We start from the raw sequence: 13,324 nt of genomic DNA, 5'->3' as shown, positions 1-13,324 counted from the left end.
GACCCCGCCCGCCCTGGCGGGAAACCACTGACCCAGCGCGACGTGTGGCAGACCCTGCGCCGCCTGGCCCGCCACGCGGGCCTGGCCGCCGCCGACACCCTCTCCCCGCACACCGCGCGCCGCACCACCGGCACTCTGCTGCTCTCCCGCGGCGTACCCGTGCAGAAGGTGCAGGACCTGCTCGGGCACGCCGACATCCGCACCACCCGGGACCGCTACGACGCCCACCGGCACAAACTGGACAGCTCCCCCACCCACACCCTCGCCCAGATCCTCGCCGAACACCGCGACGGCACCTGACCCGCGACCGGCGCCCGCGGTGTGGCCCGGCGCGTGGCGTGCGCCGGGCCACACCCGCCCCACCGCTAGGGTGCGGACATGATTTCCCGGTTCGTCGCGCTGGGTGACTCGTTCACCGAAGGGGTCGGAGACGACGATCCCGCCGCACCCAACGGTGTGCGCGGATGGGCAGACCGGGTCGCCGACCAGCTCGCCCACCACCACCCCGGCCTCGCCTACGCCAACCTCGCCATCCGCGGCAGGCTGCTGCCGCAGGTCCTGGCCGACCAACTCACCCCCGCCCTGGACCTGGCGCCCGACCTGGTCACGCTCTACGCGGGCGGCAACGACCTGATGCGCCCCAAGGTCGACATCGACGCCCTGTGCGACGACTACGACCGCGCCGTCGGCGCGCTGGCCGCCACCGGCGCCACCGTCGTCCTGTTCACCGGGGTCGACGGTGTGGCGGACCCGCTGTTCCGGAAGATGCGGGGCCGCACCGCCATCTACAATGAACACGTGCGGCTCATCGCCGCCCGGCACGGCGCCCGGCTGGTGGACATGTGGGCCCTGCGCGCGCTACGCGACCGGCGGGTGTGGTCGGACGACCGCATCCACCTCAACACCCACGGCCACACGCTCATCGCCGCTGCCGTGCTCGATGTTCTCCGCATCGACCACGACCTCGCCGCGGTCGATCTGGGGCCGCGCCCGACGCCGTCCTCCCGGAGGGAACGGGCGGAGAACCTGCGCTGGGCACGCGAGCACGTCTGGCCGTGGATCAACCGCAGACTCCGGGGCACCTCCTCCGGCGACGGGCTGACCCCGAAACGGCCCGACCTCCGACCCGTGACACCCGCCTCACACCAGCGGGACACCCGGCCCGCGCTGTGACCCGGCCCTGGGCTCCCGAAGCTGACCCGAGGGGCAAAGTAGCCGGGAGCATCAAGTCTTGGCCCAGCTCTGGTCCCGTTGCAGGGTGCGGTAGACGGTGGCCCTGCCGATCGAGAACAGCTCAGCGAGATCGTTGATGCTGTAGTCGCCGGTGCCGTGCATGCGTCGTAGTTCGGCCTGTTGCTTCTTGCTGAGCTTGGGCTGTTTGCCGCGCAGCTTGCCCTTGGCGCGAGCGACGGCCATGCCCTCACGGGTGCGCATCCGCAGCAGGTCGACCTCGAACTCGGCGAACGTAGCCAGGATGTTGAAGAACATCTTTCCCATGGGATCGGCCGGGTCGTAGACCTGCCCGCCCAGCGACAGCTTGATCCCGCGATCCGCGAGGTCGTCGCCATTGGCGCGAGCATCCGGCACCGAGCGGGCCAGTCGATCGAGCTTCGGCACGACGAGCGTGTCGCCGCTTCGTACCGCGGCGAGTGCTTGGTCGAGGCCGGGCCGGGCTCGTTGGGTTCCGGTCAGGCCGTGGTCGAGATACATCCGCTCACTGGTGACGCCGAGCTCGGCCAGGCGCTGGCGTTGGGCGGTGAGGTCTTGCTCGTCGGTGGAGCAGCGCGCATAGCCGATGATCGTCTCGCTCATGGCCGCCGACCGTACGGTTAGCCCCCGACAAGTGAGATTGCCACCGGACCACCTATCTGAGACACCGCAGGTCCAGCTCACGATCCGTCCGAGCTGGCGGCGTGCGGTGTCCGGTTGGGGTTCCCTGCCGTAAATGGGGCAGGGAACCCCTTGCGACGCTCTGCTTTCGCAGCTCAGTCGGTGGTGGGCGGGATCGGGTGGTTGGCCTGTAGTAGTCCGTGCGGGTCGTGCTCGGTCTTGAGTTGGGCGAGTCGCTGGTAGTCGGCGGGTTCGAAGGCGGTGCGCACTTGCTGATGATCGAGGGGGCCGAAGGTGAAGTTGAGTGACCGTCCGAGAGCGTGTGGGGCGAACCCTGCGAGAAGCTGATCGTGCAGTGCGGTCACGCTGTCGAGTTCGCTGGTCTCTGTTAGGGACAACATGCCCAGCGAGTAGTTGGCGTCGCGGTGACCGAGGGCGTTCAGTGTCTGCGGGGGTTGGGCGAGTGCGCCGCCGAGGTGACGAAGTCCGACGACACAGCTATTGGAGGCTGACGGGCCGACTTGGTGGACCAGTGTGGTCAGTTCCTGGGGGTCGAGGTCGTCGAGCAAGAGGCTGGTTCCGCGGTAGCCACTGGGTTGGTCGGGTTCGTCGAATACGGCGCCGGATTGGGAGTACGGCAGTTCGCGCAGCGTGTCCTGCAGCACTGGTCCGAGTGCTCGGAGCGGCTCGACGAGCTTTTGGCCCTGTTCGGCCGGCCCGGCGTAGCTGATCTGTACTTGGGCGACATGGCGGCCACGCATTAGCTCGGGGACCATGGGCAGGTCCGGGAACGGAATCACCGACACGGCCGAGGTCATCTCGTCGGGCACCGAGGCGGTCCACTCCCGCCAGGCGTGCAACACCTCGGGGACTTCAGCGAGGTCGACGAACAGACAGCCGCCATAGAGTCGTGCGACCGGCATCAGGGCGATCTCCATGCCGGTGACGACACCGAAGTTCCCGCCGCCACCACGCAGCGCCCAGAACAGATCCGGCTCGTCGCTCGCGGTCACCCGGCGAAGGCGACCATCGGGGGTCACCACATCCAGGTGGTGCACGTGGTCAGCGGCGAAGCCGTACCGCCGAGCCAGTAGCCCGATCCCGCCGCCGAGCGTGTAGGAGACCGCGCCCACACCTGGCAGGCTGCCGGACAGTGGCGCCAACCCTTGCACAGTCGCGGCGTCGATCACGTGCTGCCAGCTGGCACCGGCCTCGACCCAGGCGGTCGCTGTCTGCGGATCAACGTCGACGCCGCACATGCGGCGCGTGTTGATCAACACGCCGCCGTGCATGGCGCTGCTGCGCCCGTGACCGGTGGCCTGCACCGCCACCGGCATGCCACGGCTGGCAGCGAACTCGACCGCAGCGCGCACGTCCTGCTCGTCGGCGGCCTCGACCACCACCGCAGGTTCATGCGGCTCAAGCAACTGGAATCCAGTGCTGTCCTGGTCGTATCCGTCATTTGCCGAGGTAAGTACCGAGCCGTGCACACGACTGGCCAGTTGACTGGCCGTGGTCTCTTGATCCTGTGTCGTTTCAGTCATGCCGCCACGCTAGAAACTCTTCCGGTCAGAGAGCGTCCTCAGGAAGTGGCAATGTGGTGTGCGTGGGTGACGAACCGATGCGCAGGGACACGCCGGGGCGGATGCTGCGGCTGCTGTCGCTGCTGCAAAGCAGACGCGCATGGTCCGGCGCGGAGCTCGCCGAGCGGCTCGGGGTCACGGAACGAACCCTGCGTCGAGACATCGACCGGTTGCGTGCGCTGGACTACCCGGTGATCGGTACCACCGGCACCAATGGCGGGTACCGACTCACCCCCGGTAACAACCTGCCTCCGCTGCTGCTGGCCGACGACGAAGCCCTCGCCGTCGCTGTCGGGTTGGTCTATGCCGCCAGCGGCAGCATCGCCGGTATCGATGACAGCTCGCTACGCGCACTGGTCAAGCTCGAACAAGTGCTGCCATCCCGCTTGCGCCCGCAATTGGCCGCCCTCACGGGCACGACCACTGCCGTGGCCAACCGCGATACCGCGCAGGTCGATCCCAACGTGCTGGCGGTGCTCGCCGCATGCAGCCGCGAGCAGGAGATCATCTCCTTCGACTACTACGACCGGGCCGGCCAGCCCAGCAGCCGCCGGATCGAACCGCACAGCCTGGTCACCGTGCACGGATTGTGGTACCTGCTCGCCTACGACCCCGACCGCGACGACTGGCGCACCTTCCGCGTAGACCGGATCCACCGGCCCAGCCGCACGCACCGCCCCAACACGCCGCGCGAACTGCCCGCCCCGGACGCGGGCAGCTACCTCGCCCGATCGTTCGCCACAGCCTCATACCGGTACACGGCGCGCATGACCGTGCAGCTGTCCGCTGATGCCGTGCGCGCTGGCGTCTTCGGCCCTATCCCCGGAGACATCAACGACGATGGGCCTGACCGGTGTACCGTCCGGCTCAGCGCCGACTCCCCACAGCTGGTGACCCAATACGTGGCTGTGATCGCCGCGCTCGGCGCTCAGTTCAGCCTTGAAGCCCCCGACGAGATCACCGCTCGCCTACGCCGCATGGGACGGCGATTCACCGAGTAACTCACCACGAGCAAAGCGTCTCACGAGAGGATCCATCAGTGAGACCGGCCCGGGAGATCGAGGCGAGTGTCCATGTCCAGCCGGAACCGGCCGTAGGGGTTGATGTGCGACCAGAACAGCGGGCTCAGCGCACGTCGATCCTCGGCGCTCAGTAGCTCGTGCCAGCCGGGGCTGTCGAGGACGTTCTGCAACAGCAGGGTGTTGACGTGCACCAGCGCGGATTGCAGCAGGTGCAGGGCGAGCATGGAGACCTCGGCGTGCTCGCGGTCCGGGCCGGTGAGATCGCCGTCTTTGCCGTAGAACAGCACGGTGTTACCGGAGTTCCAGTTCTCCACGACCTGCAACCCGCCGTGGATCTCCCGGCGCAACTCCGGTGAGGCGAGGTAGTCGCAGGCAAAGATCGTGCGCACCTCGCGGCCGAGTTCTTCCAGCGCCTGGTAGGTGGGGTGTTTCGGCCCGCCGCGGGTGAACCGGCGCAGGATCGACTCCGATTCCGCGGTGCCCAGCCGGAGCGCGGTGGCGTACTTGACCATCTGGTCGTACTGCTGGGCGATGAGATCCCACTTGATCGGCCGGGTCAGCACCGGGCCGAGGTGCGCCCACGCTCCGGTGTCGTCGGGGCGGTACAGCCGGATGGAGCCGATGTTCTTCAGCCGGGGCAGCAGACGGAAGCCGAGCAGCTCGGTGAAGGCGAAGCCGACCACGGAGGCACCGTGGGTGTCGACGTAGTTGGCGTCGATCTCGGCGTCGGTGCAGTGCCGCAGCAAGCCCTCGATCATCGCCGCGACCTCGGACGACGAGCAGCTTTTGAGCTGGGAGTAGATGCAAGTCGAGCGGCGTTCGACGTGCCAGTAGATCATCACGCCTGGTCCGCCGTAGCGCTGGTGGAACTCGGTCATCAGGTTCGATTCCCACGAGCCGAACTTCTTCGAGTCCGACGCGCACGCGGTGCCCTGCCCCCACCATTGCGGGTCGCGGGCGGCGAAGGTGGCGTTGACCAGCTTCGCGATCGCTGCCCGCAGGTTGTCGCGGGTGATGAAGTGCCGGCGCACGTGCCGCAGCTCGCGCTCGGTCTCGCCGTGCTCGCCGGTGGACACCAACTGCCGGATGCCGATGTTGGTGCCCAGCGCGAACAGGCACAGCAACAACCGCCGACGCAGCGTGGACCGGTCGATGACCTCACGGGAGGCCACCGAGGTGAACTGATCGGTGAACTCGGTGAGGAAGTCGGCGTCCTTGAGCACGTCCAGCAGATCCAGGGTGCCCCAGCGGCGGGACCACCTCATCCTTGACCGCCTGCAACGTGCGCGGTTCGGGCAGCGCGTCGAGCTTGGGCACGGTGATCCACGGTTCGCCACGGCGGCTGGTGATCCGCACCCCGCCCGCGCTGCCGGTGGCCAGCGCACCATCGAACTCGCCCAAGGCGGTGGTCAGGCGCTCGCGCAGCCCGGCGATGAACTCCTCGGCCTCGCGAGGTTTCCGCAGGGCCTCGTAGTGCACGTCGCGGGTGGCCTCGAAGTCGGCAGGCAGGTCATCCTCCGGGTTGCGCCACCGATTCGCCCCGGCCACGTACACCTCGCGGCGCCGCAGCGCCTCCCGCAACGAGACCAGCACGCACAGCTCGTAGGGGATGCGCTCGACGCGGCCCCGCTCGTCGACGACCGCGTCCCGCCAGGCTTTCGGCACCACACCCTCAATAGGCACCGTCTCGCCCGCATCGTAAAAGCGGGTCTTGCCGTCGACGTCGGCGTAGCGTCCGAGCAGTTCCAGGGCCTGCATGATCGGGCGGTAGGCGGTGTTGTTACACCGAAACTCCAGCGCGGACAGCAGGGCGGGCAGCATCCGCCGGTAGTAGTTCGAGTACGAGCTGCGCACCACGGTGCGCACCCTGGCCTGGAAGGCGCGTTCGTTGGCCTTGGCCTCTTTGACCAGCTCGTGCAGCGTCTTCTCGCCCACCACCGGATACAGCGCGCTGCGCACCAGCTCGTTAGGGTGGTCCACGGCGGCCTCGGCCAAGCGAAACAGGATGCCTTCCTTGCCCCGCACGCGCCGCAGATCCTCGGTCAGCTCCCGCTCCACCCGCCGATCAGACCGAGCATTGATCTTGTGAACGAGGCCGATCAGCAACTCCACCAGCGCGTCGGTGATCTCCGCCGAGCGGCGCCAGCACAGTGCCGACAACAGCGTCAGCCGCACCGCACGGGGCGCGGCGCGCAGATCAGAGGGGTACGAGCGCATCGCTCGCGCTCGCCAGGCATCCACCAGCTTCTCGGAGGCGTCGGCGAACAAGCCGTCCGGTAAGCCGAGTTGGCGCACCGCCGTGAGCTTGTCGATCTCGCGCAGCAGCGTCTCCAGCCCCACCTGACCGGGGTCAGCCTTCAACTCCGCCAACAGCCCGCGTGCTGTGTCCTGTTCGGCGACCAGGCCCTCCAGCGCGGTCACGCACTCCTCGGAGAGGCGTTCCGTTGTGCGCTGGCAAAACCGCTGCTCGAACGTCGAGCGAGCCGAGCCGACGATGCGGTCGAGCCGCCCTGGAGGTTCGATGTGCTCGGCGCGGCAGCGCACCAGCACCGCCTCACGCAGACGCTCCTCAGTCAGCTCGACCGGGCAGACCTCCTCCGCCAGCCACGCGGCGAGCTTGTCCTCGTCGCCACGGGAGAACTCGCGGAAGCCGAACGCGGCCCGGATCTGCGCCCGATGTCCCTTGATCGACCGAGACCGCCATGAGTACCGGCCGAACTCCTCAACGGGTACGCCGACCTGCTCGGCGACGTAGTCCACCGCCCGGGGCGGAATCTCCTCGGCATAGCGCGGAAACCGCGCCTCGATGTCGAAGAACTTCAGCAACAACGCGAACCCGAGCCGCGTCGACCCGGTCTTGTTGCCCACCAACCGCCAGTCCTCACCGACCAGCGTCCATGAACCCACCAGCTCATCCGGCTGCCACTCACGCTGCATCCGCGAACGCTACCGATCACCGACCACGCCCTTGAGCGGACCACCTCCGCTACCTTGCCCCTCGGGTCAGCTTCGGGAGCCCAGGGCCGACCCGGACGGGACACCTCCACCACGTCCACGACCCGCCCCTCGGAGGGCTCCGCCGCTGACGAACCGCGCTCGCACCTGTGTCGCGCTCACTGTCTCGGGGAGGTGACCACAAGCGGCACGGGGCTCCCTCGGCCGCACCGGCATCACCCGCCGTGACCGCACAGAAAAACGGCAGGTGCCCCCGTCACGCGGGAAGACACCTGCCGTGTCGTGCGGGCCGCCAGCCACGGCCCGTCACCACCGCACTACTGCTGCCGCGGACCACCCAACGGCGGACCCTGACCGCCCTGCGGCGGCGGGTAACCACCCGGCTGCGGCGGCTGCTGCTGTGTGGGCTGCTGCGGCGGGGGCGGATTGTCCTTGTCCTGCTCACCCCGCGCCGGAGGCCCGCCCCGCTGCCCGCCGGTCAAACTCTGCAACGCCGACGGCGGCGGAGTGGGCGTACCACCCTCGCCGGAGTTCAGCGGCCCCGGCACCTCCTGCCGCGCCACGGCCTCCGCCTCGCGCACCGCCTCGGCCACCTTCGGGTCGGTGGCGGTGTCGAACCAGCTCGCCACCTCCTCGTCGTCCAGCTTCGGCATCGCCGGAGCCTCCTCGCGGGACGGCTCGTAGCGGAACACCCCGTCCTCGCCGGGCGTGCCGAACTGCTTGGCGAACCCTTCCAGCGCCTTGCCGTACTCGCTCGGCACCAGCCACACCTTGTTCGCGTCGCCCTGCGCCATCTGCGGCAACGTCTGCAGATACTGGTAAGCCAGCACCTCCGGCGTCGGCCTACTCGCCTTGATCGCGGCGAACACCTTCTCCACCGCCTTGGCCTGCCCCTGCGCCTGCAGGTACCGCGCGGCCCGCTCACCCTGCGCCCGCAGGATGCGGGACTGACGCTCCGCCTCCGCGGCCAGGATCGCCGCCTGCTTCGACCCCTCGGCCGCCAGAATCTGGCTCTGCTTCTGCCCCTCGGCCGTCTTGATCGCCGACTCGCGCTCACCCTCGGCCGTCAGGATCATCGCGCGCTTCTCCCGATCCGCGCGCATCTGCTTCTCCATCGAATCCTGAATCGACGGCGGCGGGTCGATCGCCTTGAGCTCCACCCGCGCCACCCGGATGCCCCAGCGCCCGGTCGCCTCGTCCAGCACGCCCCGCAACTGACTGTTGATCTGATCGCGGGACGTCAGCGCGTCCTCCAACGACATCGCGCCGATCAGATTCCGCAGTGTCGTCGTCGTCATCTGCTCGACACCCACGATGTAGTTCGACACCTCATACACCGCGGCCCGCGCGTCCGTCACCTGGAAATACACCACCGTGTCGATCGACACGGTCAAGTTGTCGTGCGTGATCACCGGCTGCGGCGGGAACGACACCACCTGCTCCCGCAGGTCCACCTTCGCCCGCACCCGGTCGAAGAACGGCACCAGGAAATTCAACCCGGGCGAGGCGACCGTGCGGAACCGCCCCAACCGCTCGACCACCGCGGACTGCGCCTGCGGCACCACCATGAGCGCCTTCGCGACCGTGACGATCACGAGCAGCGCCAGCACAGCGACAACGATCAAACCCGCTGTCGACATCACCTGCTCCTTTTGTTATCCGTGCGAAGACTTGGCCACCCACCCCGGGGTGCCGGGCGTCACAGCGCCCTCGACACGACAGCGGTCGCCCCCGCGATCTCCACGACCGTCACCGTCGCGCCCTGTTCGATCACCTCACCCTCGGCGAGGCTGCGCGCCGACCACACGTCGCCACCGATCTTGACCTGACCGCCGGAATGATCGACCTCGGACACCGTCACCGCGCTCGTGCCGATCAACGCCTCGGTGTTGGTCCGCAACCCTGCCCCAGCCAGGAAACGCCGCTTCAACGCCGGGCGCGCCAGCACCAGCAACCCCACCGACACGAGCGCGAACACGAGCACGTCGATGATCGGATTGCCGCTCACGGCCGCCGAACCCGCGCCCGCGAGCGCGCCGATCCCCAGCATGACCAACACGAACTCGCCCGAGACGACCTCGGCCACGATGAGACCGCCACCGACGATGAGCCAGATAAGGGCCGGTGTCATGCGCCCATACTCGCAGACCCAGCACGATGACACCGAGTAGTCCGCACCCTGTGACCGACGCGTGACCTCCCGCAGCGGCGCACCACCGCGCCGCTCACCCGTCCTCCGAGGTCACAAAGTCGATCAACCGCTCGACCGCACCCAGCAACCCGGCCTCGACATCACCGAACCCGCGCACGGCCGACGACACCCGCCGCCACCCCTCCCACGGGTCCGACCACCCCAGCGCGGCACACACCCCACGCTTCCACTCCACCCCACGCGGCACCTCGGGCCACGCCGCGATCCCCACACTCGCCGGCTTCACCGCCTGCCAGATGTCGACGTACGGATGCCCGGCCACCAGGACGTGCTCATCGTCGACCTGCCCGGCCAGCCGCGACTCCTTGCTGCCCTCCACCAGATGGTCCACCAGCACACCCAGCCGACGCCCCGGCCCCGTCCCGAACTCCGCGACCCGCTCGGCCAGACCGTCCACCCCGTCCAGCGGCTCCACCACGATGCCCTCGACCCGCAGATCGTGTCCCCAGATCCGCTCCACCAACTCGGCGTCGTGCACCCCCTCGACCCAGATCCGCGAGTCCCGGGCCGTGCGCGCACGCAGACCCTCCACCCGCACCGACCCCGACGCCGACCGCGCCGCGCCCGCCCGCGCGGACACCCCGCGCGGCCGCACCAGCGTGACCGGCGACCCCTCCAGCAGAAAGGCACCCGGAGTCAGCGGAAACACCCGGTGCCTGCCGTGCCGGTCCTCCAGCACCGCACCACCGTGCTCCACCCGCACCAGCGCACCGCAGAAACCACTGACGGCATCCTCCAGCACCAGCCCCGGCTCCGCCGCCACCTCGGGCACCACCCGCCGGGAACGCCGGGCCGACGGACCCGCCAGCACATCGTCATAGGAGTGGGAACGCACAAGCGCGCACCGTAGTGGCCCACCACGCCCGGGTCACGACGCCACGCCGCACCGGCCGCGCTCACCCGCCCCCGACATCCGGCCCCGCCACACCGACACCGCAGGCGACCCGGGCCGCGAGCCCATCCAGCAAATGCCGCAACCCCAGCTCGAAGCTGTCCACCCCGGCCTCGAACGCGCCCGCGCGCACCACCCGCCGCACCATCGACAACTCACCCACCGCCAGCGTGCCCTCGATCAACGGCTCGTGCGCGCTCCACCACTCGCGCTCACTCACCCCAAGCCGCCGCACCGCCTGAACCCGCGCCACCGACCGCCGCGCCGCACCCCGCACGAACGCGTCGACGGCCTCCACCGTCGCGACCAGCTCCCCCGCGGGCAGCCCCGCCCCGGACAACGCCGACAACGCCGCGTCGAACCGGCGCACGGCATTCGGCCCCGGCGGGGCATCCGCCGGGGCCTGCAACACCCACTCGTGCCGGTGGTACAGCGCCCAATCCCGGCGCGCCCACCACTCCACCCGTTCCCGCCACGACACCGACGGCCCGCCCGGCACAGCGACGTCGGCCAGCACGGCATCGAGCATCAGACTGACCAGATCCGACTTCCCGGGCACGTGGGTGTACAACGACATCGTGCCGATCCCCAGCCGGTCGGCCACCGCCCGCATCGACAACCGGTCCAACCCGTGCGCATCGGCGATCTCGACCGCCGTCCACACGATCGTGTCCAGATCCCGTGTCGGCTTCGGCCCCCGCCGCGCACCACGCTCGGCCCGCCACAACAGCCGCACCGTCCGGGTGTCCGCTTCCGGGTCACCGGTGTCCGCCGTCACAGCCGGGCAGCCTAACCCCCGACCCGCGCCCGCCCCACCCCCGGGGGCCGCACGACGGCCGCTCAGCATGACGGCCCCTCAGAACAACGGCCACGGAACGGCGTGCCAGTCCTCCCCCGGCTCCGGAAACACCCCCGCCGCGAGCAGCGTGTCCGTCCGCGCCACCAGCGCACGTCGCTCCGCGGAGGTCAAGTGCTCGGCCAACGCCGCACCCAGGCCATGATCGAGGGCCCACCGCAGCTTGCGCAGCTTGTCCACCACCGCACCGGGCAGCGGCTCACCCACCCACCCCCACAACACGGTGCGCAACTTCGGCTCCCGGTGCAGGCAGACCCCGTGATCCACCCCGTACACCCGGCCGTCCACACCGGGCAGCACATGCCCGCCCTTACGGTCGGTGTTGTTCACCACCACATCGAGCACCGCCAGCTCACGCACTCCAGCCGCCGCCGAATGCGCCAGCACCACCGGCTCACCCGACGCGTCCCGAGCGTGCAGCACCGCCCGCCAGTCCGCGGGCACCTCACGAGGCGCGCACACGTCCACCAGGCCGTCGTCCCGGGTCTCGACCCACAACTGCACCATGCCCTCACCGAGCGGGCCGTCCCGCAGCACCGTCGGCGGCACGTTGCCCAGCTCGGCCTCCCGCGAGATCCAGTACGTCGACACCTCACGCCCGGCGAGCGTGCCGTCCGGAAAGTCCCACAGCGGACGCTCCCCCGCGACCGGCTTGTACACCACACGCCCCTCCACGCCGTCCAGCGCCACCCGGCACACCAGCGTCGTGTTGGACGCGTCCACCAGCTGCCCCTCGAGCTCCAACCGCCCCCGCGAGACCAGCTCGACGGCGGCGGGATCGGTCGGGTCCAGCTGCTCGGACACCGCGGGGTCAGTCCTCGTCGAGGTCGGTGGTCGTGTCGGTGCCCGTCAACTCCGCGTTACGCCGATAGCCGTTCTGCCGGGGGCAGATATGCCCCGCCGGGTCCAGCGGCTCGCCACACAACGGGCACGGCTTGCGCCCCGCGTTGACCACCCGGTCGGCCCGCGCGGCGAACGCCCGCGCCACCGCGGGTTCGAGGAACACCCGGACCGCGTCCGGACCCTCCTCGGTGTCGTCGAGCACGACGGCCTCGTCCACCTCGCCCTCGGTGATCGCCAACAACTCGATCACCACGGCCTTACTCTCGGCGTCCCAGCCCAGCCCCATCGTGCCGACCCGGAACTCCTCCTCCACCGGCACGTCCAGCGGATCGTTGTCGATCAGCTCCTCCGGAACCTCCTCGGGCACCTCCGCGCCGAACCGCTCGGAGATCTCCTCGAGCAGCGAACCGAGCCGCTCCGCCAGCACCTGCACCTGCTGCTTCTCGATCGTCACACTGACCGTGCGGGTGTCCTCGGACGCCTGCAGGTAGAACGTGCGGTCGCCGGGTTCCCCGACGGTTCCCGCGACGAAACGGTCGGGTTGACGGAAGACGTGAATCACGCGAGCCATGGCACCTCCGACCCTATGCCAACCACCGTCCCCTGGCGCGTCCGGGGCACAGCCTGCCACGGGACTAGCCTGAACCCATGCGGATGCCACCCGAGCAGGCACGACATCTGTTCGGCACCGCCCGCGTGGCACGGCTGGCCACCGCCGACGCGACCGGCCAGCCACACGTGGTGCCGATCACGTTCACCATCGTCGACGACACCGTCGTCTCGGCCGTCGACGCCAAGCCGAAACGCACCACCGCCCTGCGGCGCCTCGCCAACATCGCCGCCAACCCCGCCGTCTCGCTGCTGGTCGACCACTACGACGACGCCGACTGGTCCCGGCTGTGGTGGGCCCGGGCCGACGGCACCGCCGATGTCGCCGACCACGACCCGGCAGGCATCGCCGCCCTCATCGCCAAGTACCCGCAGTACGAACACCACCCTCCCGCCGGACCGGTCGTCCGGGTCCGGGTCACGGCGTGGCGCGGTTGGGCGGCGTCGGCGCCCGCTCATCCGGGCTGACCGCCTCGATGCCCTCCGTGGGCGCGTCCCCCGCCACCCCGGACCGGGCACCCC

General features: G+C 69.7%; 14 protein-coding genes. 4 read left to right on the top strand and 10 right to left on the bottom strand.

The window, feature by feature from the left end; genetic code table 11:
* Together SACSA_RS0102180 and SACSA_RS0102175 are read left to right on the top strand one after the other, a co-directional pair.
* Window positions 1-300, top strand: a 300-nt coding sequence (locus tag SACSA_RS0102180) for a tyrosine-type recombinase/integrase (protein ID WP_028661447.1), incomplete at its 5' end; no start/stop codon positions are given.
* Between the two features lie 78 nt (window positions 301-378).
* Window positions 379-1,173, top strand: coding sequence for an SGNH/GDSL hydrolase family protein (locus SACSA_RS0102175; protein ID WP_019813107.1), 795 nt, complete (start codon window positions 379-381; stop codon window positions 1,171-1,173).
* Window positions 1,174-1,224: 51 nt separating this feature from the next.
* Here SACSA_RS0102175 and SACSA_RS0102170 read toward each other — a convergent pair whose 3' ends face one another.
* Both SACSA_RS0102170 and SACSA_RS0102165 read right to left on the bottom strand, forming a co-directional pair.
* Window positions 1,225-1,812, bottom strand: a complete 588-nt coding sequence (locus SACSA_RS0102170) for a recombinase family protein (protein ID WP_019813105.1) — start codon at window positions 1,810-1,812, stop codon at window positions 1,225-1,227.
* Between the two features lie 173 nt (window positions 1,813-1,985).
* Window positions 1,986-3,374 (bottom strand): FAD-binding oxidoreductase, encoded by a 1,389-nt coding sequence (locus SACSA_RS0102165; protein WP_028661446.1) that lies wholly within the window; start codon window positions 3,372-3,374, stop codon window positions 1,986-1,988.
* A gap of 62 nt (window positions 3,375-3,436) precedes the next feature.
* On the opposite strand from SACSA_RS0102165, the gene SACSA_RS0102160 reads away from it, so the two are divergent.
* Entirely contained in the window at window positions 3,437-4,414 is a 978-nt protein-coding gene (locus tag SACSA_RS0102160; protein ID WP_332253222.1) for a helix-turn-helix transcriptional regulator, read from the top strand.
* A gap of 35 nt (window positions 4,415-4,449) precedes the next feature.
* On the opposite strand, the gene SACSA_RS27140 is transcribed toward SACSA_RS0102160, so the two are convergent.
* The 8 genes from SACSA_RS27140 to SACSA_RS0102125 form a co-directional block, all read right to left on the bottom strand.
* Window positions 4,450-5,700: a transposase gene (locus SACSA_RS27140; RefSeq protein WP_408640265.1), complete on the bottom strand. Its 1,251-nt coding sequence runs from the start codon at window positions 5,698-5,700 to the stop codon at window positions 4,450-4,452.
* On the bottom strand, window positions 5,594-7,372 hold the full coding sequence (locus SACSA_RS27135; protein WP_408640264.1) for a DUF4158 domain-containing protein: 1,779 nt from the start codon (window positions 7,370-7,372) through the stop codon (window positions 5,594-5,596). The genes SACSA_RS27140 and SACSA_RS27135 overlap by 107 nt, the downstream gene beginning before the upstream one ends.
* A gap of 335 nt (window positions 7,373-7,707) precedes the next feature.
* Window positions 7,708-9,030, bottom strand: a complete 1,323-nt coding sequence (locus SACSA_RS0102150) for an SPFH domain-containing protein (RefSeq protein WP_028661444.1) — start codon at window positions 9,028-9,030, stop codon at window positions 7,708-7,710.
* Between the two features lie 59 nt (window positions 9,031-9,089).
* On the bottom strand, window positions 9,090-9,521 hold the full coding sequence (locus tag SACSA_RS0102145) for an NfeD family protein (RefSeq protein WP_019813100.1): 432 nt from the start codon (window positions 9,519-9,521) through the stop codon (window positions 9,090-9,092).
* Window positions 9,522-9,615: 94 nt separating this feature from the next.
* Entirely contained in the window at window positions 9,616-10,437 is an 822-nt protein-coding gene (locus SACSA_RS0102140) for a DUF3097 domain-containing protein (protein ID WP_019813099.1), read from the bottom strand.
* A 61-nt stretch (window positions 10,438-10,498) separates the two neighbouring features.
* Window positions 10,499-11,272 carry a TetR/AcrR family transcriptional regulator gene (locus tag SACSA_RS21125; RefSeq protein ID WP_019813098.1) on the bottom strand — a complete coding sequence of 258 codons (774 nt, stop codon included), beginning with the start codon at window positions 11,270-11,272 and terminating at the stop codon, window positions 10,499-10,501.
* 78 nt (window positions 11,273-11,350) lie between these two features.
* Window positions 11,351-12,154: an SCO1664 family protein gene (locus SACSA_RS0102130; RefSeq protein WP_019813097.1), complete on the bottom strand. Its 804-nt coding sequence runs from the start codon at window positions 12,152-12,154 to the stop codon at window positions 11,351-11,353.
* A gap of 7 nt (window positions 12,155-12,161) precedes the next feature.
* On the bottom strand, window positions 12,162-12,764 hold the full coding sequence (locus SACSA_RS0102125) for a DUF3090 domain-containing protein (protein ID WP_019813096.1): 603 nt from the start codon (window positions 12,762-12,764) through the stop codon (window positions 12,162-12,164).
* Between the two features lie 77 nt (window positions 12,765-12,841).
* Between SACSA_RS0102125 and SACSA_RS0102120 the strand changes: the two genes are divergently transcribed.
* The gene (locus SACSA_RS0102120) at window positions 12,842-13,270 is read left to right on the top strand and encodes a TIGR03668 family PPOX class F420-dependent oxidoreductase (protein ID WP_019813095.1); all 429 of its coding nucleotides are present in this window, start codon (window positions 12,842-12,844) and stop codon (window positions 13,268-13,270) included.
* Window positions 13,271-13,324: the final 54 nt, after the last annotated feature.

The organism is Saccharomonospora saliphila YIM 90502, from assembly GCF_000383795.1.
GTDB lineage: Bacteria > Actinomycetota > Actinomycetes > Mycobacteriales > Pseudonocardiaceae > Saccharomonospora > Saccharomonospora saliphila.
Note: the sequence above shows the minus strand (reverse complement) of the source record. Positions and strands in the feature narration are given on the sequence as shown.